At 65.0% G+C, this 23,850-nt stretch carries 19 protein-coding genes; 8 read left to right on the top strand and 11 right to left on the bottom strand.

Features of this window, described 5'->3' with window-relative positions; genetic code table 11:
- The first annotated feature begins 50 nt into the window (after positions 1 to 50).
- A complete protein-coding gene (locus WBP07_RS17590) occupies positions 51 to 473 on the top strand; it encodes a hypothetical protein (RefSeq protein WP_395392951.1) in 423 nt (140 codons plus the stop codon).
- 70 nt (positions 474 to 543) lie between these two features.
- Here WBP07_RS17590 and WBP07_RS17585 read toward each other — a convergent pair whose 3' ends face one another.
- On the bottom strand, positions 544 to 963 hold the full coding sequence (locus tag WBP07_RS17585; protein WP_395392950.1) for a GNAT family acetyltransferase: 420 nt from the start codon (positions 961 to 963) through the stop codon (positions 544 to 546).
- A 137-nt stretch (positions 964 to 1,100) separates the two neighbouring features.
- On the opposite strand from WBP07_RS17585, the gene WBP07_RS17580 reads away from it, so the two are divergent.
- The gene (locus tag WBP07_RS17580; RefSeq protein WP_395392949.1) at positions 1,101 to 1,592 is read left to right on the top strand and encodes a methylated-DNA--[protein]-cysteine S-methyltransferase; all 492 of its coding nucleotides are present in this window, start codon (positions 1,101 to 1,103) and stop codon (positions 1,590 to 1,592) included.
- Positions 1,593 to 1,642: 50 nt separating this feature from the next.
- Here the strand turns inward: WBP07_RS17580 and WBP07_RS17575 are convergent, their stop codons facing one another.
- Positions 1,643 to 2,302 carry a sulfotransferase family 2 domain-containing protein gene (locus WBP07_RS17575; protein WP_395392947.1) on the bottom strand — a complete coding sequence of 220 codons (660 nt, stop codon included), beginning with the start codon at positions 2,300 to 2,302 and terminating at the stop codon, positions 1,643 to 1,645.
- Between the two features lie 189 nt (positions 2,303 to 2,491).
- The gene (gene guaA, locus WBP07_RS17570; protein ID WP_395392945.1) at positions 2,492 to 4,075 is read right to left on the bottom strand and encodes a glutamine-hydrolyzing GMP synthase; all 1,584 of its coding nucleotides are present in this window, start codon (positions 4,073 to 4,075) and stop codon (positions 2,492 to 2,494) included.
- A 504-nt stretch (positions 4,076 to 4,579) separates the two neighbouring features.
- Between guaA and gyrB the strand changes: the two genes are divergently transcribed.
- Positions 4,580 to 7,123, top strand: a complete 2,544-nt coding sequence (gyrB, locus tag WBP07_RS17565) for a DNA topoisomerase (ATP-hydrolyzing) subunit B (protein ID WP_395392943.1) — start codon at positions 4,580 to 4,582, stop codon at positions 7,121 to 7,123.
- A 25-nt stretch (positions 7,124 to 7,148) separates the two neighbouring features.
- On the opposite strand, the gene WBP07_RS17560 is transcribed toward gyrB, so the two are convergent.
- Positions 7,149 to 8,231, bottom strand: a complete 1,083-nt coding sequence (locus tag WBP07_RS17560; protein ID WP_395392942.1) for an endo-1,4-beta-xylanase — start codon at positions 8,229 to 8,231, stop codon at positions 7,149 to 7,151.
- A 157-nt stretch (positions 8,232 to 8,388) separates the two neighbouring features.
- Between WBP07_RS17560 and WBP07_RS17555 the strand changes: the two genes are divergently transcribed.
- From WBP07_RS17555 to WBP07_RS17545, 3 genes are read left to right on the top strand one after another with little or no spacing between them, the layout of a single operon-like run.
- Positions 8,389 to 9,897: a tetratricopeptide repeat protein gene (locus WBP07_RS17555; RefSeq protein ID WP_395392940.1), complete on the top strand. Its 1,509-nt coding sequence runs from the start codon at positions 8,389 to 8,391 to the stop codon at positions 9,895 to 9,897.
- A gap of 42 nt (positions 9,898 to 9,939) precedes the next feature.
- Positions 9,940 to 11,841, top strand: coding sequence for a M1 family metallopeptidase (locus WBP07_RS17550; protein ID WP_395392939.1), 1,902 nt, complete (start codon positions 9,940 to 9,942; stop codon positions 11,839 to 11,841).
- 4 nt (positions 11,842 to 11,845) lie between these two features.
- Positions 11,846 to 12,247: a metallopeptidase family protein gene (locus WBP07_RS17545; RefSeq protein WP_395392938.1), complete on the top strand. Its 402-nt coding sequence runs from the start codon at positions 11,846 to 11,848 to the stop codon at positions 12,245 to 12,247.
- A 247-nt stretch (positions 12,248 to 12,494) separates the two neighbouring features.
- Here WBP07_RS17545 and WBP07_RS17540 read toward each other — a convergent pair whose 3' ends face one another.
- The 6 genes from WBP07_RS17540 to WBP07_RS17515 form a co-directional block, all read right to left on the bottom strand.
- A complete protein-coding gene (locus tag WBP07_RS17540) occupies positions 12,495 to 14,840 on the bottom strand; it encodes an acetamidase/formamidase family protein (protein ID WP_395392937.1) in 2,346 nt (781 codons plus the stop codon).
- 145 nt (positions 14,841 to 14,985) lie between these two features.
- Complete coding sequence (locus tag WBP07_RS17535) at positions 14,986 to 16,377, bottom strand: peptidase M20 (protein ID WP_395392936.1); 1,392 nt, start codon at positions 16,375 to 16,377, stop codon at positions 14,986 to 14,988.
- Positions 16,378 to 16,405: 28 nt separating this feature from the next.
- Positions 16,406 to 17,647 (bottom strand): MFS transporter, encoded by a 1,242-nt coding sequence (locus WBP07_RS17530; RefSeq protein WP_395392934.1) that lies wholly within the window; start codon positions 17,645 to 17,647, stop codon positions 16,406 to 16,408.
- Positions 17,647 to 18,315, bottom strand: a complete 669-nt coding sequence (locus WBP07_RS17525; RefSeq protein ID WP_395392932.1) for a cysteine hydrolase family protein — start codon at positions 18,313 to 18,315, stop codon at positions 17,647 to 17,649. Before WBP07_RS17525 ends, WBP07_RS17530 begins: the two co-directional genes overlap by 1 nt.
- A gap of 5 nt (positions 18,316 to 18,320) precedes the next feature.
- Complete coding sequence (locus WBP07_RS17520) at positions 18,321 to 19,445, bottom strand: LLM class flavin-dependent oxidoreductase (RefSeq protein WP_395392929.1); 1,125 nt, start codon at positions 19,443 to 19,445, stop codon at positions 18,321 to 18,323.
- A 38-nt stretch (positions 19,446 to 19,483) separates the two neighbouring features.
- Positions 19,484 to 20,422, bottom strand: coding sequence for a ribokinase (locus WBP07_RS17515; protein ID WP_395392927.1), 939 nt, complete (start codon positions 20,420 to 20,422; stop codon positions 19,484 to 19,486).
- Positions 20,423 to 20,641: 219 nt separating this feature from the next.
- On the opposite strand from WBP07_RS17515, the gene WBP07_RS17510 reads away from it, so the two are divergent.
- Both WBP07_RS17510 and WBP07_RS17505 read left to right on the top strand, forming a co-directional pair.
- Positions 20,642 to 21,472: an oxidoreductase gene (locus WBP07_RS17510; protein ID WP_395392925.1), complete on the top strand. Its 831-nt coding sequence runs from the start codon at positions 20,642 to 20,644 to the stop codon at positions 21,470 to 21,472.
- On the top strand, positions 21,472 to 22,149 hold the full coding sequence (locus tag WBP07_RS17505; protein WP_395392924.1) for a cysteine hydrolase family protein: 678 nt from the start codon (positions 21,472 to 21,474) through the stop codon (positions 22,147 to 22,149). The genes WBP07_RS17510 and WBP07_RS17505 overlap by 1 nt, the downstream gene beginning before the upstream one ends.
- A gap of 287 nt (positions 22,150 to 22,436) precedes the next feature.
- Here the strand turns inward: WBP07_RS17505 and WBP07_RS17500 are convergent, their stop codons facing one another.
- Positions 22,437 to 23,543 (bottom strand): TauD/TfdA family dioxygenase, encoded by a 1,107-nt coding sequence (locus tag WBP07_RS17500; RefSeq protein WP_395392921.1) that lies wholly within the window; start codon positions 23,541 to 23,543, stop codon positions 22,437 to 22,439.
- Positions 23,544 to 23,850 lie beyond the last annotated feature (307 nt).

Genomic DNA, 23,850 nt, shown 5'->3' with positions numbered 1-23,850 from the left:
CTTGCCGTGCCAATGTCTTGGCAAGGGCGGGCTTTGTGGAAGGTAAGACAATGGCATTCAAACATGTCGCCGCAGCCGCGTTGATCACGGCCAGCCTCATCGCCACCCCCGCCGCCGTTTCCGCCCGTCCGAAGCTGACCGGCGAACAGCAGCTCGCCAAGATTCTCGAAGGGCGCGAGGCGGGCAAACCGGTCACCTGCATTCCGCTGAACCAGGCGAACGATACCCAAGTGGTGGACAAGACCGCGATCGTCTATCGCATCGGCGGCACGCTCTACGTCAACCGCCCGACCAATGCCGACAAGCTCGATTCGGACAGCATCCTGGTCACCAAGCTGTTTTCCAGCCAGCTCTGCCGGCTGGACACGATCCAACTGCACGATCGCAGCACCCGTTCATGGCGGGGCTTCGTGGGCCTGCAGGACTTCGTGCCCTACACCCGCGTGAAGCAGCCGGCCGCGCCCGCCAACTGAGCGAACACCAACGTCCCCTGAGGAAGGCGGCCGGGATTTCGATCCGCGGTCGCCTTCTGCATTGTCGCGCCTATGCGTCGAGCCGGCGGCCCAGCGTCACCACATCCTGACGCTCGTAGCCGATGGCATCGTAGAACCCCAGCGCCACCGCATTGTCGCCGCGCACCATCAGCTGGATCTTCGGACAGCCACGCGCCACCAGCCACTGTTCACAGACCGCCATCAGCGTGCGGGCGACACCCCGCCCGCGCCATGAGTGACCTACGCCGAGGTAGTAGACCCAGCCGCGATGACCGTCGAAACCGACCATCGCCGTGCCCGCCAATGCGCCATCAATCCGCGCGACCAAGACGGTGCTGCCGGCTTCGCGCAAGGCCAGGGCAAAATCGGCGGCCGGATCGTTCCACGGCCGGGTCAGCCCCACGGCGTGCCAGAGCGCAATGACTTCCGCGCCTTCGCCGGTGCCGGCCTCGCCAATTTCCACGTCCATATACCTGCTCCTGCGGAACGAGGGGCGGAAACTGCCGAATGCCCGGAAAAAGGAAAGCAAATACGGCTACATGGACCTTAGGCACTTTCACTCGGACGTCGCGCGCCTATCTTGGCGCTTCCTCCTGGAGTTGCCCGATGCCCCTGTTCCGATCCCGCATGCCCTCGCCCGTTGGCGAACTCACGCTGGTCGCGAGCGATGCCGGGCTGGTCGCGGTATTGTGGGAGGATGACGATCCCCGCCGCGTGCCTCTGGCCGATCTCCTCGACGATGCGGGCCATTCCGTGCTCGAACGGGCCACCGTCCAACTCGGCGAATACTTCGGTGGCGAACGGACGCGGTTCGACCTGCCGCTCGATTTTCGCGGCACCGATTTCCAGAAGAGCGTCTGGCACGCGCTGCTCACCATCCCTTTCGGAGAGACGCGCAGCTATCGTCAGATCGCCGAAGCCGTGGGCCGCCCCACCGCCAGCCGCGCGGTCGGCGCCGCCAACGGGCGCAACCCGGTGTCGATCATCGCACCGTGCCACCGCATAGTCGGCGCCAGCGGCGCGCTGACCGGGTTTGCCGGCGGGCTGGAGGCCAAGGCGTTCCTGCTGAAGCTGGAAGGCCCGAAACTGCTGCTGTGACAAAGCGCAGAGCCTCCCCCATCGCATTGCTCATGGCAGCGTGAGGATGTTCATGGCTGATAGCCGAGATAGGCGAAGTCCTGCCGGTACTTTTCCTCCAGCAGCCGCTTGGACGAAGGCGAAAGCGGGCTCTGTTCCTGGTACAGAGACCGGCTTGCATTCAGGTGCTCCAATTTCGCCGTCAACTGGAACATCTCTGCCAGCATCTCAAAATCGCGGCCGATATCTTCGGTTTTTCCGAGCACGAGATTCTCGGGCGGAACGCCTTCCACAAACGAAAATTGCGTCTTCAGCGACCGTATCTTCTGCAAATACGCCTTTTCGCCACGGCAGAATTCGACGACAAAATCGTCCACGCCTTGCGGCACATCCGGATAGATGTTCGCATGGGTTTTCAGAAGATAGGCGTGCAACGAACAGAAACGCGCGAAAGGATGGCGCGAAAAGGCAATGAACTTGTAATTTGCCAGCGCCTCCAAACCCAGCCCCGTCCTCTGTTGGAACGCGGCATGAAATTCCAGGAAGCTTTCATGCTTGGTGTTGGCGTTGACCGCCCGGGAAATCGGCACCGCGCCCTGCCCGTTCGGGGCGGCACTTGCTACCGGTTGCAATGCGCTGCGCAGCGATGTGCCGGCGCATTTGGGAATGTGAATGAAAACAAAGCACTTGTCGGGATTGATTATCATGCGTCCACCTGCCTGACGGTCCATCCCGCCGGGCGGATAGACCGTCAGGCAGGCGACTTACCCAGACATTATAGGCAGACCCCGCAAGGATCGGTTGGGCACGGCGGAAGAGCTCGGCGGGTAATCCTTTGCCACATGTAAAGAAAAAAGCCCGCATCGCTGCGGGCTTTCTCCGTTATCGCATCAAGCGGCCGACGAACGCCAGACGCCAAATCATTCCCACTCGATCGTGCCCGGCGGCTTCGACGTGTAGTCGTAGACCACGCGGTTGATGCCCTTCACCTCGTTGATGATGCGGGTGGCGACGCGCGACAGGAAGGCGGCGTCGAACGGGTAGATGTCGGCGGTCATGCCGTCGGTGGAGGTGACTGCACGCAGGGCGCAGACATTGTCGTAAGTACGGCCATCGCCCATCACGCCCACGGTCTTGACCGGCAGCAGCACTGCGAAGGCCTGCCAGATCGCATCGTAGAGGCCGGCGTTGCGGATTTCCTCAAGGTAGATCGCATCGGCCTTGCGCAGGATGTCGCAGCGCTCGCGCGTCACTTCGCCGGGGATGCGGATGGCCAGGCCCGGTCCGGGGAACGGGTGGCGGCCCACGAAGATGTCGGGCAGGCCCAGTTCGCGGCCCAGCACGCGGACTTCGTCCTTGAACAGTTCGCGCAGCGGCTCGACCAGCTTCATGTTCATGCGCTCGGGCAGGCCGCCGACGTTGTGGTGGCTCTTGATCGTCACCGAGGGACCGCCGGTGAACGAGACCGATTCGATCACGTCCGGATAGAGCGTGCCCTGCGCCAGGAACTCGGCGCCGCCGATCTTCTTCGCTTCGTCCTCGAAGACGTCGATGAAGGTCTTGCCGATGAACTTGCGCTTGGCCTCTGGGTCGGTGACGCCTTCAAGCCCCTTCAGGAACAGCGTCGACGCATCGACGTGGACCAGCGGGATATTGTAGTGGCCGCGGAACAGGCTGACGACCTGCTCGGCCTCGCCCATGCGCAGGATGCCGCCGTCGACGAAGACGCAGGTCAGCTGGTCACCGATCGCCTCGTGGATCAGCAGCGCCGCAACCGCCGAATCGACGCCGCCCGAAAGGCCGCAGATCACGCGCTTGTCGCCGACCTGGGCGCGAATCTCGTCGATCTTGGTCTTGCGGAATTCCGCCATTGTCCAGTCGCCGGCAAGGCCGCAGACGTGGCGCACGAAGTTCTTCAGCAGCTTGCCGCCATCGGGCGTGTGCACGACTTCGGGGTGGAACTGCATCGCGTAGATGCGCTTCTCGTCATTGGCGATCACCGCGAACGGTGCGCCTTCACTGGAAGCGACCGGGCGGAAGCCGGAGGCAAGGCTGGTCACCTTGTCGCCATGGCTCATCCATACCTGGTGGCGTTCACCCTTGGTCCAGAGCCCGTCGAACAGCGCGCAATCGTCGCCGATCTCGATGAAGGCGCGGCCGAACTCGCCCGAATCGCCCAGCAGCACTTCGCCGCCCAGCTGGTGCATCAGCGACTGCTGGCCATAGCAGATGCCCAGCATCGGCAGGCCGCTTTCAAGGATTTCGTCCGGGATCCGCGGTCCGTTCTCGTCCAGCACCGAAGCGGGCGAGCCGGAAAGGATCACGCCGGCCGGCTTCATGCGGGCGAAGGCTTCCTTCGCGGCATTGAAGGGGGCGATTTCCGAATAGACGCCCGCTTCGCGCACGCGGCGCGCGATCAGCTGGGTAACCTGGCTGCCGAAATCGACGATGAGGATGGAATCGGAGCCCTGCCCCGGATTCGTGGAGGAAGTCTGGTCAGTCATGGCCGGCCACTATAGCGACATATCGCGAGTGTCCAGTGCAGGCGGCGGATTTGCGCGCGTGGCCCATCAAACCGGACTGGCAAGATAGCGTCAGTTGCAAAATAATCACGTAATTTTGTTTCTTTGTGATTTGCAAAAATTCCGCCGCTTGGTAATTAGCTCCTCATGACAGGGCGTCGTGACCGCCCGGTCAGCATAAGCCAAAAAAAGCTAAGTTTGCAGGAAATAGCCATTTTGCGGATGCCCCTCGCGGCATTCGTCGCCGTCGCTCGCGCAGGGTGTGTGCGTCGCGGCGGAAGTCCATGCTCCTCCTCCCGGCATTGGACGAACATCATATGGCAAAGGGCGGCTCCGCAAGGGGCCGCCCTTTCTTGCGTCCAACTCTGGCATCCGGCGCCGCCAGCACGCTGCCTGTCGCGAACCTGTGTCCAGTCTTGTGGAAAAGAACGGCCCTACAGCCGGTTTTGCTTGGGTTCCTCGGCCCCAAACCCTATATCCTCAAATATGGCTAGCACCGACGACAGCACTCCCGGCACCGCCGATAACGGCAAGAACCAGAACAGCTACGGCGCGGATTCGATCAAGGTCCTCAAGGGTCTCGACGCGGTTCGCAAGCGCCCCGGCATGTACATCGGCGATACCGATGACGGTTCGGGCCTGCACCACATGGTTTTCGAAGTGTCCGACAACGCGATCGACGAGGCGCTGGCCGGTCATTGCGACCTGGTGCTGATCGAACTCAATGCCGACGGATCGGTCTCCGTAGAGGACAACGGCCGCGGCATTCCCACCGGCCTCCACCCGGAGGAAGGCGTTTCGGCGGCAGAGGTCATCATGACCCAGCTCCACGCCGGCGGTAAGTTCGAAAACACTTCGGACGACAATGCCTACAAGGTGTCCGGCGGCCTGCACGGCGTGGGCGTCTCGGTGGTGAACGCGCTGTCCGAATGGCTTGAACTCACCATCTGGCGTGAGGGCAAGGAACACTGGATGAAGTTCGCCAACGGCGATGCCGTGGCCCCGCTCAAGATCGTTGGCGATGCGCCCAAGGTGGCGGACAATGCGGACGACAACGGCTTCAAGAAGGGCACCCGCGTCACCTTCCTGGCTTCGACCGAGACGTTCAAGAACGTCACCGAGTTCGATTTCGACAAGCTGGAGCACCGCTACCGCGAACTGGCGTTCCTGAACTCCGGCGTGCGCATTCTGCTGCGCGACAAGCGCCATGAAGAGATCAAGGAGCACGATCTCTATTACGAAGGCGGCATCGGCGCTTTCGTGCAGTTCCTGGACCGCAACAAGCAGGCCCTGATGCCCGAACCGATCGCCATTTCGGCGGACAAGGACGGCATCGGCATGGAAGTCGCGCTGGAATGGAACGATTCCTATTACGAGAACGTGCTGTGCTTCACCAACAACATCCCGCAGCGTGATGGCGGCACCCACCTGGCCGCATTCCGCGCCGCGCTGACGCGCACGCTGAACGGCTATGCCGAGCGTTCGGGGCTGCTGAAGAAGGAAAAGGTCTCGCTCTCGGGCGACGACATGCGCGAAGGCCTGACCGCGATCGTCTCGGTCAAGCTGCCCGATCCCAAGTTCTCCTCGCAGACCAAGGACAAGCTGGTCAGCTCCGAAGTGCGCCAGCCGCTGGAAGCGCTGATGAGCGAGAAGATGACCGACTGGCTGGAGGAAAACCCCGCCACCGCCAAGGCCATCGTCATGAAGGTGATCGATGCCGCCGCCGCCCGCGAAGCCGCGCGCCGCGCCCGCGAACTGACCCGCCGCAAGGGCGCGATGGACATCGCCTCGCTCCCCGGCAAGCTGGCCGACTGCCAGGAACGCGATCCCGCCAAGTCCGAACTGTTCCTGGTCGAGGGTGACTCGGCAGGCGGCTCGGCCAAGTCCGGGCGCGACCGCAAGACGCAGGCGATCCTGCCGCTGAAGGGCAAGATCCTGAACGTGGAGCGTGCGCGGTTCGACCGCATCATTTCCTCCAAGGAAGTGGGCACGCTGATCCAGGCCATGGGCACCGGTATCCGCGACGACTTCAACCTTGAGAAGCTGCGCTACCACAAGGTCGTCATCATGACCGACGCAGACGTCGACGGCGCGCACATCCGTACGCTGCTGTTGACGTTCTTCCATCGCCAGATGCCGGAAATCATCCGCGCCGGGCACCTCTTCATCGCCCAGCCGCCGCTCTACAAGGTCGCCAAGGGCCGCAGCGAAGTTTACCTGAAGGACAATGCCGCGCTTGACCGCTATCTGGTCGAGGCCGGGCTTGCCGGGCGCGTGCTGGAAACCTCCGGCGGGGCCCGCATGGGCAGCGACCTTGAGGCGTTGGTCGAACACGCGATTCGCTTCCGCAACCTGATGGGCTTCGTGCCGCGCCGCTTCGATCCGACCATCATCGAAGCGCTGGCCCTGTCCGGCGCGTTCGAGCCGGACCTCAGCGCCACCGCCCGTACCGAGGCGCTGGATCGCACCGCGCAGTGGCTCGATCGCGGCGATCCGGAGGCCAAGTGGTCCGCACGCCTGACCGAAGAGGGCAATCTGGAGATCGAGCGCGTGTGGCGCGGCGTCACCGATCATCACAAGATCGAAGGCACCTTCCTGGCCAGCGCGGAAGCCCGCAAGCTGGCTCGCCTCGCCGCAGAAAATGCCGACGTCTACTCCGGCGCCGCCCGCCTCACCCGCGCGAGCGCCGTGGCAGAGGCCGAAACCACCGACGCCGAGGATGAAGGCGCCGCCACCCGCCCGATCGTGGGCGCGGACGTGATCACCCGCCCGGCCCAGCTTCTGGACGCCGTGCTGGCGGTGGGCCGCAAGGGCCTGTCGATCCAGCGCTACAAGGGTCTGGGCGAGATGAATGCCGAACAGCTTTGGGAAACCACGCTGGATCCGGAAAACCGCGCGCTGCTTCAGGTGAAGGTAGAGGACGCGGACGTCACCGACGAAATCTTCACCCGCCTGATGGGCGACGTGGTCGAACCGCGCCGTGAATTCATCCAGGACAACGCCCTGAACGTCGCCAACCTCGATATCTAAGGAAAACGCCGCCGCCCCGGAGCGATCAACGCGCCGGGGCGGCAGCCAGCGCCTCGGCAATGGCGTGGTACATCGACTTGGGCTTCAGCTTGTCGTCATAAGGGCAACCGCGCATGGGCAGCCCATCCGGCCGCCGGCGCTGCACCGGATAGCTGGGCCGGTTTAGGTTCGAATGCCGGTCGGTCAGCCCCCAGACCGTCACCCCGCGCACATTGGTGAAGCTGAGCGTGAGGTCCAGATAGCCCTTCACGAAAGCCGCCACTTCCCTGTCGCGAACGACGGGATCCCGCGATTCCAGGTAACGGTCCGCGCAATCCAGCTCGGTGATTGCGACTTCCAGCCCCAATCCCTGCACTTCGTCCAGAAACCGCCGCCAGTCGCGCTCATCCCGCTGGCGGCCCAGCGTGTTGCCGATGTGGCTCTGAATGCCCAGCACATCGATCCGGACCCCGCGCTTCAGCGCATCTTCCAGCAGACGAAGCGCACCGTTCCGGTGCCGCGGGTTCGCCTCCCAGTTCATGTTGCCGTTGTAGACTGCCTTGGCCCAGGGAAAATGCTCGCGCATCAGTTCGAACGCGACGTCCATGAAGCGTTCGCCCAGCACGCGCGTGAAAATCGAATTGGCCAGATTCCCCGTCGAGACTTCCAGCGCCTCGTTGACGCAGTCCCAGGCGTTGACGTGGGGAAAGCTCGTGCCAAGAAACGCGGCGTGGCGGCGCATGACCTCCACCAGCCCGCGTCCCCCCAGTGCGCCAAGCGCACGCTCCATCCCCAGCATCCATTGCGGGATGCGATCATCGTTGTTCCAGGCGAAAGTGTGCCCGTGAATGGCCATGCCGTGCGTATCGGCGAACTTGTAGATCCGGCGTGCCTTCGCGGTTTCGTAGGCCCCCCGCTCCGGCTCCATCCATTTCCACTTGAAGTCGTTCTCAGGCGTCAGCATCGCGCAGTCGCGCAGCAAGAGCCCGCGGTACGCCGCTTCGTCCAGATGGCTGGCCATGACCGCCGCCCCAAACCGCAAGCTGCGCCGGCGCGCGATCTTGTCCAGACCCTGCGCCGCTGTCGCCGCAACATCACGTTCGGCGGCGGCATCGGGGCGATCGGCCATGCGAAACGGTTCTCCGGAAGCCATGACAGGGCACGGCGGCCAATCTATTCCACCTTCGCAAATCCAACTATCGGGGATGACCGCGTTTTTCGCCCCGCTTACTACTGACAAGCACGCCCCGCCGCCTTAGCATCGCAACCCTGAAATGGGGGATTTGATGACGAAGATGGGTCGAAGTGCGTTGGTTCTGGCCTTGCTGGGCGGAGTAGCAACGCTGTCGACAGGCGCGCAAGCGCGCGAAGATGTCAGCCGGGCAGCGGCCAAGGCGATGCCGCGCCTGCAAGCGTCGATGAACGGCAACGACTGCGCCGGCGCCATGAAAGCCGTTTCGCCGATCCTCTCCCGCAAGGATTTCGCGACGCTGGACCAGAGCATGCAGGCGCGGATGCTGCTGGCGGCGACACTCTGCGAAGGGAGCAGCAACCAGCTTGAACCCGCGCTGGTCCACGCACGCGCCCTCACTGCCCTGCCCAATAGCCCGAACGTGGCCTGGCGGATGCGCTTCGGCATCGAACTTGACAGCGGACGCTATGGCGATGCCGTCACGACGCTGGAAACGATGCAGCGCCAGTTCCCGGCCGCGCTGGAAGCGATCGAAAGCCGGTGGGTCTTCGATCTGGCCGCCAGGTTCAAGGGGCGCGAGGACGATCCCGCCTACCGCCGCCTGCTGACGCTGGCCATCGATCCGAAATTCGCGCCCGCCGGTGACGACCGTACTTACCAGAGCATGCGCCTTCCTCTCGCCCGGCTGCTGGCCAAGGCCGGCGACACGCCCGGCGCAACCGCCCAAATCGCCGCGATCCGCGACGCCCAGCTTTTGCGCGACGTCAGCCTGGACCCGACGCTGCGCGGTTTTCTGCCGCAGCCTTTCGACTTGCGCACGGCTTACGAACGTCAGGCCGACGATCTTGAAAAGCGCAGCATCGCGCGTCCAGGCCTGCTTGAATTGCCGGTTTCGCTCGCCGCCACCCAGCGCACGCTCGGGCAGACGGACAAGGCGCTCGCCACGCTGGAAGCGGCAAGGCCCGAGGGCGTACTGGCCAAACAGTTTGCCGATCGTAACAAGCACATCAACTGGTGGTGGGACGGTCTGGCCCGCACTTACGAACAGCTTGGCCACTATGACCAAGCCGTCGATGCCTATCGCAAAGCCATCGAAGGCGGCGAAAGCGGGGGCGCCAATGTCAGCCAGACGATCAACCTGGCCTACCTTCACGTTCGCTTCGGCCATCCTCAGGACGCGCTGACCGTGCTGGCGCCTTTCACCGGGGCCTCCGAGCAGAAGACCAGCCCTTACGGCATGATGGAATTTCATCTGGCGCACGGTTGCGCCGCGCAGGCGCTTGGCCAGACGGACGCAGTCAATGCGGATCTGGCCTATGCGCAAGATCATGTGAAGGACCATCCCACGGCCTTCACCGACCTTCAGCTCTGCACCGGGCGGATCGACATGGCTGCAGCCTCGATGATCGCACGGCTCGACAATCCGGAGATGCGGGTGGATGCCCTCGCCCAGTTGAGCCTCTATCGCGCGCCGCCCACCACGCTTCCCGCCGATCCGTTCGCCGCCGGCATGGAGGCCCTGCGCAACCGTGCCGACGTGCAGGCCGCCATCGCCCGTTCCGGCGGGATCGGGCATTTCGACATCTATCCCACCACTCTCTAGCCCGCTTGCGCCGGATCATGGGCGCGGCCATAAACCGCGCCCATGCGTAACCTTCTTGCTGCCGCGCTGCTTGCCGGCTCCGCTTCCGTCGCCATCTCGCCTGCTGTGGCCCAGAATACTACAACTTCGATTCCCGCACCGATCCTGACGACGCCTGAGGCGAAGGACGTCTGGACTCACGCAGAGCCGCAAGTGGCCCGCGTGACGCACGTGGCGCTGGATCTCGACGTCGATTTCCAGAGCAAGACGCTGGCCGGCAATGCCGTGCTCGACATTCTGGCCGCGCCGGGCGCCGCGCAGATCGTTCTCGACGTCAATGACATGGATATTTCCGCCGTCACCGACGCCGCCGGCAAGCCGCTGAAGTGGACAGTCGGCCCGAAGGATCCCAAGAACGAGGATATCGGCTCGGCCCTGACCATTCAGCTTGCCGGCGCCACGAAGATCAAGATCGCCTACCGCTCGAAGCCCGGCGCCACCGCGCTGCAATGGCTGCCGCCGGAAATGACCTTCGGCAAGAAGAAGCCCTTCCTGTTCAGCCAGGGCCAGGCGATCCTCAACCGTTCGTGGGTACCCACGCAGGACAGCCCCGGCATCCGCCAGACCTGGGAAGCCACCCTGCGCGTGCCGGGTGACATGGTTGCGGTGATGAGCGCCGAAAAGCTCTCCGGCGACAAGGGAGAGGCCCTGCCCGACGGCCGCCGCCAGTTCCGCTTCCGCATGGACAAGCCGGTACCGCCCTACCTGATCGCCTTCGCGGTGGGCGACCTGAAGTTCAAGTCGCTCGGCCCCCGCTCCGGCGTCTGGACCGAGGCGCCGATGCTGGACAAGGCGGCCAGGGAATTCGTCGATGTCGAAAAGATGATCGATGCCGCCAGCAAGCTCTACGGCCCCTACCGCTGGGGTCGGTACGACATGCTCGTGCTGCCGCCCGCCTTCCCTTACGGCGGCATGGAAAACCCGATGCTGACCTTCCTGACGCCGACGATCGTCACGGGCGACCGCTCGAACACCGACGTCGTCGCGCATGAACTGGCGCATTCGTGGTCGGGCAACCTCGTCACCAATGCCACCTGGTCCGATTCCTGGCTGAACGAGGGCTTCACGACCTATTTCGAGAATCGCATCATGGAGGCGCTCTACGGCAAGGAGCAGGCCGCCATCTATGCCGACCTCGACTGGGACGTGATGCAGCGCGAGATTACCGAGGCCGGCGGCCAGACCGGCGCCGCCACCCGCCTGCACGGCGATCCGGGCGCGGGTGAGTTGGACTACACCAAGGGATCCAACTTCCTGCGCATGATCGAATACACGGTCGGCCGTGAGAAGTGGGATGCCTACCTCACGTCCTACTTCGACCGTCACGCCTTCCAGCCGCAGACCACTGCCGGCTTCCTGACCGACTTGCGTGAGCGGCTGCTGAAGGGCCAGCCCGAACTGGAACTGAAGCTTCAGCTTGACCGCTGGTCCTATGCCGCCGGCTTGCCCGACAATGCCGTGCGCGTGAACAGCGCCACGTTGGCCAAGGTCGATACCAAGCTGGCCGCCTTCAACGCCGGAGGCCCGGCCAGCGCGGTTCAACCCACCGGCTGGACCACGCAGGAATGGCTGCGTTTCCTCAACGGGATCGACCGCCAGCAAAGCCCCGCGCGCCTGAAGGAACTGGACGAAACGCTGGGCCTTTCCGCTTCGGGCAATGCCTATATCCAGTCGGCCTGGTTCGAACTCGCCATCGCCAACCGCTACGATCCGGCAGTGCCGTACTTGCGCACCTATCTCTCGCGGATCGGGCGCGGACTGCTGGTCTATCCGCTCTACAAGGGGCTGATGAAGCAAGGCGATTGGGGCCAGCCCAAGGCGCGGGACTTCTTTGCGGAAGCCAAGCCGACCTACCATCCATCGACCGCTGCGGGCATCGCGCGTATCGTCGCCGGACAGGAGTAACCAGATGCACCAGCGCTTCGGCAATGCCCCCAGCCCGGCCGTGTTCGAGGCGCTGGCCCACGCCGCCTTCGCGCGCATTCCGGAACCTTTCGCGAAGCACCTCGACGGGATCACCGTCCATGTCGAGGAATTCGCGGATGAGGAAACGCTGGAAGCGCTGGGGATCGAGGATGCCTGGGACCTCACCGGCCTCTACCACGGCCGCCCGCTGGACGAGGAATCGGTGTGGAGTTCGGGCGAATTCCGCCCGCGCATCACGCTCTACCGCCAGCCGCTACTGGCCGAATGGTGCGAGACCGACGTGACGCTGGAAGACCTGGTGACGCACGTGGTGGTGCATGAGGTGGGGCATCACTTCGGCCTGTCCGACGACGACATGCACGCGCTGGAAGACGACGCCGATTGACCTGACCTCCCCGGCACGGGGAGGGGGACCGCCCGAAGGGTGGTGGAGGGGAGTTTCGCCAAGGCGCGAGGCTGCGGGAGGACGCGAATCCCCTCCGTCAGCGCTTCGCGCTGCCACCTCCCCGTACCGGGGAGGACTTGCCAGCCGGCTGGCTCACCAAACCCCGTCGCTCCCCGAGAAGAATAAGCGAGATCCCCGCCTTGGCGAGGATGACGAGAATTATTGGGCCAAGGTCTGCAACGAAACCTCAGCTCGTGAACAGCGCCTTCCGGATCACCGCATGCACGCCGAAATTGCCGTTCACCACTTGCGACACCCCGAAGTCCACGCCCACCGATAGCAGTGAGATCGCCTCATCCTCGGTCAATTGCTTGGCCGTCATCAGGAACCGCCGCGCCTTGCGGAAGGCGTCGCGCATGGCGGCGTCGATCGAGGAGTGCTTGTAGACCTCGCTCTGCGCGTCAGGCCCCAGTTCCTTCAGGTAATTGGGGTGCGAGAAGCCCATGATTACCCATTCGCTCTCGGTCTCGATCAGCGGGTAATCCACGTCCTTCAACTGCTCCATCACGCCCGAAGCCTTGTGGTGGACGATCTGGACCAGCCCGGTCATCGAACATTCGATGGCCGTGCCGCATAGCTCGCTATCGCCCTGAGAGGCGTGCGGATCGCCCAGCGAGAGCAGCGCGCCGGGCACTTGCACGGGCAGGAACACCCGCGCACCGGGGCCGGTGCGCCAATTGTCGAGATTGCCGCCGAAGCTGGCGGGCGGCACCGAATCCACCAGCCCGTTGTGATTGGGCGCCACCGCGATCACGCCGAAATGCGGGCGGATCGGGATCTCGACGTTCTGGAGGATGTCGTAATTGCGCTCGATGCTCTCCGGGTTCACCGGCACGCCCGGATAGTCGTAGCGCGCATGGGTCACGCCCGAGGGATCGACTTGCGGCGTCCAGCGATAGGAATAGACCGCGTGTGCCGTCGGCAGCCGCCCGCCGGTCGCTTCCACCTCGTAGATCGTCACGACTTCGCGGTTCTTCGGCTCGGTCAGCAGGTCGTTGTAGTGGAAGCCCCAGTAGGTCGCCGCGTTGGAGCCGAAGCTCTTGCCGGCAAACCGCGAATTGCCGCTGGGGCGCGGCTTCAGGTCGAGGATGCGCACTTCGATCAGGTCGCCCGGCATGGCGCCTTCGACATGGATCGGCCCGGTGCAGATATGCACGCCGAAGCCTTCGCCCGGCCCACGACCAAAGGCGCTGGCATCCATCGGCCCGGCACCGCGCCGCTCCACCGTCTTGCCGCAGTGATCCCAGTGATAGACGCTCTCCACGCCGGCATCGCCTTCGACCATCCGCTCGGGATCGTCGTTGGCGTGGTGAGTCAGCGTCTCGATCGTGACGAAGTCACCCGAACGCACGCGCAGAGCCGGTTTCAGGTCCTTGCTGAGATAGCCCCAATGCACCGTGTCCGGCGTAGCGGGCAGGTGGTGATGGCGCGAAGTGCCGGTCTCGCCCATGTAGGCGGGCACTTGCGGGGTATCGTCCGCAGCCTGCTCCTCAAGCTGCTCATCCAGGACTTCCTCTACCTCGACAGCTTCTTCCGCCTTGGCCGCGCGTTCCTTTCGCGCGGGCCGGCCACGGCGGAGCAGCTCGACCGCTTCCTGCTCCTGCGGCGGCGCCTTGCGGTATTCGCGGGGAGAAATGCCGTACTGTTCGCGAAAGGCGCGGCTGAACGAGGCGCTGTCGTTGAAGCCCCATTCGAACAGGATGTCGGAGATCGACTTCTGCACGTGCAGCGGGCTGCGCAAGTCCAGCCGGCAACGCTCTAGACGGCGCACCTTCACATAGTGGCCGAAACTGTCGTCGATCGATTCGAACAGCTTTTGCAGATAGCGGGGCGAGATGCCGTGCTCGGCCGCCACTTGCTGGTAATTGAGGTCCGGGTCGGACAGGCGGATTTCGATGGTCTGGAAGATGCGTTCCAGCAGCGCGGCGCGCATGCCTGCCGCGCCGCCCAGCGCCTTGGCCGGGGCATTGTCCAGCAAAGCGGTAACAAGAAATTCGGGGAAAGCCAGTTCCACCGGCCGCGCCTGGTCGGTGGTGATGTCGGTCAGGGTATCGGCCAGCGATCGCAACATACCGGCGAAGACGCGCGCCGATCCGCTGTCCGTGGCGATCTTGCGCGGCGGGCCGCTGATCGGCGTCTTCAGGCGGGCGCTCAGTTCGCTGTGCGGCACTTGCACGATCAGGCTGCGGTTATCGCCCGCGAACGCGATGCTCACCGGCGAATCGCCGCGCCCGCAGATGATGTCGCCATCGGCAAGGCGCAGTTCCTGCTGGGCGTCGCGCATCGTCGCGCTGCCGTCCAGGATCATCGCCAGCCAATAGGTGGCCGGCTGGTCGCGGAAATCGATGGTCCAGGCCTGCGCGGTGCCGGTGACGCGGATGAAGTCGATATGCGTGCTGGACCGAAAGTGGATCAGCTCGCCATAAAGCGTCGCCTCATCCGCATCGTCGAGCGTGAGCGACAGACGCTTGAGCGCGAAACGCCATGCGTCGCGGCGCTGTTCCTTGGGGTAGACGTTGGTCGTTATGCGCAAGCGAGAACCACCCTGATAGACCGGTGGCACCCTTCCCGAACGGGCGTCCAATTTAGTACTTTGGCAATTTCGTACTTTGGCGACCTTATGACGAAGGTCTATCGGGCCTCCGTTCACTCGGCAAGGGCGGCGTATACGCCAGAGTTCAACCTTGATCGAAAGGCGTCTCGTTGCCGTACACACTGGTGCCTGCGCGCTCGATCGGCGCCTCGCCCCGGCCGCAGACGGCCAGCATCGTCAGAGCGTAGACCAGCGCGCTGGAGGCCATGTCCTCCGGCGTCGGCCGCCAGCGCGGCATGCCGGTGGTAACCGCCGGAACGCGGTGCATGTTGAACACGTTGTGATCGCGCCACATGCTGGAATAGACCGGGTGCGCGGGCTCCACCGCCGCGCCGCGCGCCAGCCGGGTGGCGGCATCGACCGCGCCGACCAGTGGGGCGACCTCGGAGGGGCGCGCCTCGAAACCGTGGCGTACCACCACCGGCTCCACATCGAACGCCTCCACGTCCACGCCGCGCATGGCTTCCATGATGCCGTGGTAGGCATCGGCCGCTTTCTGGCGCGGGTTGAGCGAGACGTCGATGTAGAGCGCGCAGACCTCGGTGCCCGCGCCGAAATCGATCGGCATGCCGCCGCGCACGGAGGCGATCTGGACTTTGGGATGGATCGCCCCGCTGGCGGTTTCCATCACGGAGTCGCGCTCGAACTTCAGGCCCCAGGCGTGGAGCGCGTCGATCACCGGGCCGAGGCGATAGATCGGGTTCGGGTGGCGGCGCGGATCGGTGGGCGCATCGAGGATCGGCGAGAACACGCCCTGACCGAAGATCCGCACGCGGTAGAGCGCATAGCCGCAACCCTGCCAGGTCAGGCCAAAGTCGGTGCCCTCGGCGGCGATGGCATAGTCCGGCGCGACGCCGCCGTGGTGGAACAGGTAATGCGCGCCGATGTCCTTGCCGTTCCAGCCGATGCCGGCGAATTCCTCGATCGGTTCGGGGCCGATCTCTCCGGGACAGGCGGTGAGCCAGGTCTTGCCGGAAAGGCCGATGCCGGCCTTGCGCAGCGCCTTGGCGGCGATCAGGAAGCACGACATCGGGCCGCGATCGTTGCTGATCGGATAGCCGCGCAGGCGCCCTTCCTCGTCCAGCCAGCACTGGGTCCATTCGGGATCGGCCAGCGTGGAATCGCGATAGCGGAACTTGTCATGCTCGCGCATGCCGCTGGGGCTTTCGGTGTCCAGGTGCGCGGTGAACAGCAGGTTCGCGCCGCGTCCCGTTCCGCCGTACTCGCCGATCACATTGGGCCGTTCCGGCGTGGCGCCGACCTTGCGCGGGTTGAAGCCTTCCTTCGCCATCCAGTCGTGCACGAACTCGGCCGCCGCCAGTTCCTCGCGCGATCGGCTGGGGATGTTGCCGAGCGTCAGCGCCAGTTCGACCAGTTCGTCGGTGTCGATGGCAGCGGCGATGGCGGCGCGCTCTTCCTCGCTGACGGCATAGGGCGCCTTTGCGGGATCGGCGAAACTGGGGAGGGGATCGGACATGTCGGCCAAAGTCGGGCTCCGTGAGAAATCAGTGACCGGAGACGAAGAGCGCTTCACTCTCCGCCTCGCGGTCATAGCGGGGCAGCAGCATGAGCAGCAGCGCGCCGGCCAGCAGCGCCGCGCCGACGCCGACCAACGCCGGGCGGTAGGAATGGCGTGCGTCGAATACGAGATCGAGCAGGATCGGCGTCGTCCCCTGCGCGGCGATGACAGCCGAATACATGGCGCCGATCACCGAACCGAAGTGCCGCGTGCCGAAGTAGCGCGCTATGAAGTAAGGCAGCGCGCCGAACTGCCCGCCAAGGCCGATGCCCAGCAGCGCCCCGCCCAGCAGGAGCAGCGGCGTGCCTTGCGCGGTCTCCAGAATTACCAGCCCGATCACCGCCATCAGGTACATCGGCACCGCTACGCGCGGCGTCGGGATCTTGTCCATGATCCGGCCCGTGGCGATCTGCCAGCCCGAGGTGACGAGCGCGAAGACGCTGACTACCGCGGTTCCCGTCGCCACCGAAAACCCACGGTCGGACAGGATCGGCACCACATGGCTGAACACCGCCGTGGTGCCGCCCGCCCCCGCCGCCAGCGCGATCAGGATCAGCCAGAACATCGGCGTCTGCGCCGCCTCGCCCAAGGTCATGCCATCACGTTCGACGGCCGCTTCGGCGCCCGCCACCGTAGCGCGGTCACGCAGCAGCAGGACCAGCAACGGCAGCGCGATCACCAGCATGAAGGCGGCAATGCCCAGATAGCCCGCGCGCCAGCCCCATGTCTGCACCAGCACGGCGGCCAGCACCGGCAGCACCACCGAGCCGATCCCGCAGCCGCCGCCCGCGCTGATGCCCAGTGCCGTGCCGCGATTCTCGTCGAACCAGTCGGCGATTACCTTCTGGAAGATCGGCGTGCCCGCCATCGCCCCGAACACTGCCAGCACCGTGAACGTCGCGTAGAACTGCAGCAGACTGCCGCTGTTGAGCGCCAGCGCCGCGATCGAGAGCGAAAGGCCGAAAATGCCGACCAACAGCGTCCGCCTCGCCCCGGCCTTGTCGACATGGCGGCCGATCAGCGGATAGGTCACCGCGCCCACCAGCGCGAGAATGCCCAGCACGCCCGAAACGCTCGCCCGGTTCCAGCCGAACGCCTCGGTCAGCGGCACCAGGAACAGGCCGAAGACGGCGTGCACCGCCGGCGTCACGCTGACCGCATTGCCCAGCGTGCAGGCGAACAGCACCCCATTGCGCGAGCCCAAAGCGGACGGGCGAGAGGCGGCCATCAGGCGCTTTCGCCCTTTGACCAGGCCCTCTCGACAGCATCGGTCGTGGTCAGCAGCACGCAGTTCTTCTCCATCGCAGAGAGCGAGCTTTCGTGCAGTCCCGGCTCATAGGCGGCGCTGGCGTCGGAGACGAGGAACACGTCGTAGTCGTGATGGAAGGCGGATCGCGCCGTCTGGTCCACGCAGCAATCGGTGGAGAGGCCGCAGATCACCAGCGTCTGGATGCCGCGTGCGCGCAGTTGGGCATCGAAATCGGTGCCATGGAAACTGTCGTAGAGCAGCTTGGCAATCTCGATATCGCCCGCCTCGGGCAAGATGCGATAGTAATCCGCCCCACCGTCCTCGACACGGCAGATCGCTTCTCCGCCCGGTTGCCCGCGCCGGACCATCAGCGTTTTCAGCGCGCGCGAATCCGTCTCGGGGCTGGTGACGACGCGCATCAGCGCCACAGTGGCCCCCGCGCCGCGTGCCGCCGCCACCAGCTTCTCGCAATTGTCGATCGCCGCCTCGGCCGGCGAGAGATCGACCCCATAGCGCCCCAGCAATCCATGCGGCGCGGCGAAATCGACCTGGATATCGACCACCACCAGCGCGGTGGTCTTCGGATCGATCATCCCGGCCAGCGCGGCCGCGTCGACATGGGGCAGGTCCTCGCTGCGAAGCGGCATGGCGATCAGCCCTCCACCGCGACGGCAACCTTATCCGGGAACCGCTCGCGCAGGGCCGGCAGGATCTCCGCGCCGAAGATCGGCAGGCTCTTGATGTAATCGTCGAAGATCAGCATCAGCCCATCGGTGCCGGAGGCTTCCAACAGGTCGCCCACCTGATCGGTCACGCTCTTCGCGCTGCCCACGATCTGCGCCGACATGAACGAACTGCGCGCCTTGCGGGTGAAGTCGTTCTCCTTGCCGATTTCGGCATCCAGGAAGCCGTAAGCGCGCATCATGCCCGCCAGCGCGCCTTCGTCCAGACCCGCAGCATAGTGCTGAGCGGTGGCCTTGGCGGCCTCATCACTGTCGCCGATCACCAGTGTCATCATCGAATAGGTGCGGATGTTGCGGCCGTATTCGGCAGCGATGGCCTTGGCGCGATCGCTGTTCTTGGAAAGCTCCGCCCCGGTGCCACCCGAAAGGAAGATCGCGTCCATTTCCTCGGACGTCAGGCGCATGCCGATCTCGGACGATCCGGCGCAGACCAGGAACGGGCGCTGTTCCGGCTTGGGCCAGGATTCGCAGTCTTCCAGCGTGAAGTAGTCCCCCTTCGTGGTGACCGAATCCTCGCTCCACAGTGCCTTCACCGCGCGCACCCATTCGTAGGCAAGGTCGTAGCGCTGGTCGTGATTCACATCCTCCGGCCAGGCGCCCATCTGCGCGAATTCGCCCTTGTAGGAGCCGGTGACGACATTCAGCCCGGCGCGACCACCGCTCACTTGCTGCAAGGTCGCCATCATCTTGGCGGCCACCGCCGGGTTCTGGAGCAGCGTGTGCAGGGTGGTGACGATGCGCGTCTTCTTCGTCACTTCGGAAAGCGCCGCCATCAGCACGATCGGATCGAGCGAGGAATCCCAGTGCTTCGTCTCGCCGCCGTAACCGCGAAACTTCGACATGGACATGATGAAGTCCATGCCCGCCTGCTCCGCCAGAACCGCGCACTGGCGGTTGTAGGCGTAGGATCCATCCAGTTCCGGCTTGTTCTTCGACAGGATCCAGCCGCCATTGGCGACCGGCAGGAACAGACCAAGGTCCTTGCCGCCATTGTCGGAGGGAAGGCCAAAGGGTGTCAGCGGGTGCGGGTTCATTTCTGTCCTCTGATGCTGGTTCGGTGCTGTCCTGATCCTCAGCCTAGGGAAACGCCCGCCCGGTTCTTGATCGGCGGCGCATGTTCTGTTGCCCGGCCCGAAAGCAGATCCTCCACCGCCGCGCGCATCGGCATCGACGGTGCCGCGCCCTGGCCCAAGGTGCAGAGCGCCGCCGCCGCGCTGGCCCAGGGCAGCGCTTCCTCAAGACTGCGGCCTTCGTCCAGCAGCGCCGCCAGCGCGCCGCAGAAACTGTCCCCCGCGCCTACGGTATCGACCGGGACCACCGGCACGGCGGGGACATGGAACTCCCGATTACCCTTCACCGCCACCGAACCGCGCGCGCCCAGCGTGACGACCACCGCCTGATCCGGATGGCGCAGCAGCCCGCGCGCCTCCCGCACCACGGCGGGCAGGCCCTCAACCGGCCCGCAGCAGGCGAAGGCCGCAAGCTCGGTCTGGTTCACCACCAGCACATCGACATGATCGAGCAGCGCGTCCGCCGCCAGCACCGCCGGCGCAGCGTTGAGAATGCGGATGCATTTCGAATTGCGGAACACCGGCAGCAGCGCGCCCACCGGCACTTCCAGCTGCGCCAGCAGCACGCCCTCCATGACCGGGCCGGGCGGAGAGAGCCGCGCATTGGCGCCGCTGACGACGATGATCTGGTTCTCGCCGTCGGCATCGACAGCGATGTAGGCGGTGCCGGTCTCCGCCCCTTCCAGCGCGACGACGCCGGACACCGCGATCCCGTCCCGCGCCAGCCGATCGCGCATCCAGCGCCCCGCATCGTCATCCCCCACCGCGCCGACCATGCGCGTCTTCGCCCCCATTCGCGCAGCGGCGACCGCCTGATTGGCGCCCTTTCCGCCGGGCAGCCGGGCAGTCGCCTTGGCGATGACCGTCTCGCCCGGCATCGGCAGGTGGTCGAGCGAGGTGATGATGTCGAGGTTGATCGAACCGACGATGTGAACTGCCAAGTGTGCCGCTCCGCTAGTCTGGAATGCCCCTTCGCGGGGCCACGTTCTGCAAGTGCAACATTGGGTGCAGCATGGCGCGTCCGGCGGGGTCAAGCCCGTGCTGGCGCCGTGCGTCCCCGCACAATAATTGCGGGGTCCAGCGCCAAGAGCCTTCGCGCGCGTGCGATCTACCTTTGCCGCACACTCTACGCCTTTCGCCTTTGGGGAGACACGCGAATTATGACAACCTGGCTCATTACCGGCATCGGCGGAGGCCTTGGCCGCGCCCTTGCCGAAGCCGCGCTCGCGCGCGGGGACACTGTCGTGGGCACCACCCGCAAGACCAGCGATCTGCAGTTCGAGGCGCTCGCGCCCGGCCGCGCCCACGCACTCTGCGTCGATCTGACCGACGAGAATTCAGTCAAGGCCGCCGTAGCCCGCGCAGAGGAGATCACGGGCGGGATCGACCGGCTGGTCAACAACGCCGGCTACGGGCTGATCGGCGCGATCGAGGAAGTCTCGATCGAGGAAGCCAAGGCGTTGTTCGACGTGAACCTCTTCGCCCCGCTGCGCATGTTGCGCGCCCTGCTTCCTTATATGCGCGCGCGCCGGGCCGGGCATGTGATCAACATCACCTCGGTCAGCGGCCATGCGCCGTGGGCGGGCACCGCGCTCTATGGTGCCAGCAAGTATGCGATGGAGTGCATCGGCCAGACCTTGGCGCAGGAAGTGGCGCCGATGAACATCCGCGTCACCAATGTCGCCCCCGGAGGCTTCCGCACCGGCTTCGCGGCGGCGGGACTGAAGATCGCGGCGGCCGACATTGCCGATTACGAGGACGTCGCCCATTTCGCCCGCCGCAGCCTGACCGAAGGCGCAGGCAAGGAAAAGGGCGATCCGGCGCGCGGCGCTGCCGCGATCCTCAAGGCCCTCGATGCCGCAGAGCCGCCGCTGCACTTGTTCCTGGGCGAGGACGCGCTCCATTACGCAGGCGACCAGCTGGAATTCGTGGGCAAGCAGATGCGCGAGTGGGAGGCGCTTTCGCTTTCCACCGCCTTCGAACCGGCCTGATGCACCAAACCGACTTGCCTGATTGGGTCGTCGAGCGCGGGCGCGGCTACAACAGCTTCACCGCGCTCGATCCCGCCACCACCGCGCTGGTGGTGATCGACATGCAGAGCGCCTTCGTGGGCGAAGGGCAGGTCTTCGGCAATGTTCATGCGCGCGATGCCATCGGGCCGTGCAATCGCTTGGCCGAGGCCATGCGCAAGGCGGGCGGCACGGTGATCTGGATGCGGCAGACCACCAGCGATGCGCCATCTTTGGCGATGCCGCATTGGCAGTACGACCGCTCCGACCCGTTCGTCGCCCGCGCCATCGCGGCCTTGCAACAGGGAGAGGCTTCGCACGACCTCGATCCGGCAATGGTGCGCGATGCTGGTGATCTGGTGCTCGACAAATACCGCTACGGCGCGTTCTCCTGCCCTGACGGGGCCTTGGAGAAAGCGCTGCAGTCGCTGCGGATAGAAACGCTGGTGCTGGCGGGCACGCTCACCAACGTCTGCGTGGAATCGACCGCGCGCGAGGGCAACATGCGTGGGTGGAAAGTGGTGGTCGTGAGCGACGCCTGCGCGGCGGTGACCGATGCGGAGCACAATGCGGCACTGATGAACCTGCGGCTTAACTTTGCCGATGTGCGGACTTCAGGAGAAGTGCTGGCAATGCTTGACATTGCCGAGACGGTCTGACTCCAGCCACCGAGCTACCATCCTGCCACATAACACTTCGTCGCCCCCGCGAAGGCGGGGGCCCCGCTTCCTTCCTGCCACGCCCGCGAAGAACAAGCGGGATCCCCGCCTTCGCGGGGATGACGGGGTTTGGTGCAAGTAGCCCAAATCCTCCCCTGCATGGCGAGGGGGACCGCCCGAAGGGTGGTGGAGGAGTGTCAGCCTCTCGGTCGCGTACAACCGAACCCGTTACACCCCTCCGTCAGCCGCTTCGCGACTGCCACCTCCCCTTGCAGGGGAGGAGATTCTCAAACCATCAAGCGCGGCACTGAAACCGAAAACACATCGAAGTGCGCATCCGGATGCTCCGCCTGCCCGTCGCGCGGGGCCTGGCGCACTTGCACGACGCCGTTCTTGCCGAAGCCATCCACCACCGGCCGCCCGGCATCGCGGCTCAGCCACAGGCGCAGGAGGTGGCGCTTGCGCTGCGGTTCGGGCCAGTCCCAGAACGTCGTGCGGGCATGCAGCGCGGCGTAGTTGGAGAGCCACTGGATGTCGCCGGGGCGGAAATCCATCTCGATGGCCATGCCTTCTTCGTAAGTGATCGTGTCGAAGAGTTCGAGCACCTCGATCTGCTCCGGCGTCAGCTTGGGCACGCCCGCGTATTCCTGCGCGGTGAGGATGTAGAGCGAGCCCGCGTACATCGAGAACACGCCGTCGACGAGGCTGACGATAGGCGAGGTGTAGGTGTCCGCCGGGGCATTGTGGTCCTGCCGGCGCCAGTCCCAGTGGAAGGGTTCCAGCAGCAGCGGCGCCAGATCGGGGCGGCGGCGCAGGATCTCGTTGTAAATCTCCGCGCCGGAAACGAGGCAGGACAGGCCGCCCTCCTTGGCCGGGCGCAGGCACATCAGCGCGACGATGTCCGAACTGTCCGAGTGGTAGACCAGCTTGTCCCGCACTTTGGAGGATAGCGCGGTGGGATCGTCCATGGTCTTGTCGCTGGTGGCGTAGACGTGGTCGATCAGGTCGCCCATCTCGTTCTGACGGATCGGATCGCCCATGTGCAGGCCCAACACGTAGTAGATCGCGTTGGACAGCGCGTCCGAATAGAGCTGGGTGCGCAGGCCGCGCACCAGCACGAAACCCCGGCCGTAATCGACATCGGCGCCCCATGACTTCACCGCATCGGCACAGGCGACCAGCGGATATTCTTCGGCCGTGACGGTTCGCAGGTCCGGATTCTCGGCCAGGAAGCGGGTGCCGAGCGTTTCCAGTTCCTGCACTTGCGCGTCGGACAGCATGTAGATCCACTCATCGCTCCCGGCGAGCCGATCCCCGCGCCAGGCGGCGGCGGTGGTGACGGGCGGGAAGACCTCGCCAGCCATGGGGGCAGAGGTGGAGGCGGAACTGGCCATGCTTTCAGGTCCTTTTGAGCGGCATTGCGGGATGCCCCCTCTCTAGGCCGCCCGCGCGCCCGCGACTTGTCATGCCATGTCCGAAAGTTTTCCGGACTGCGTATCCGGGCCTTCCGCTCCCCCACAGGATGGCGCGTCCATTACGGCGTCATCGCAGTCGTTACTGCGGGGCGCCGAAGTAAAGTGCGTTAGATAAAGAAATCATACCCCCGCGTGACACCAGCCAGACAGTCGAGCCGGGACCACAACGCTTCATTTTTGCAACAAGGTCATCGCAATAAAAGAAAATTCTCGAAAGTGACTGGTC

Origin of the sequence: Novosphingobium oxfordense, assembly GCF_044029435.1 — a bacterium.
Lineage (GTDB): Bacteria > Pseudomonadota > Alphaproteobacteria > Sphingomonadales > Sphingomonadaceae > Novosphingobium.
This window is presented reverse-complemented; position numbering and strand designations above follow the sequence as displayed.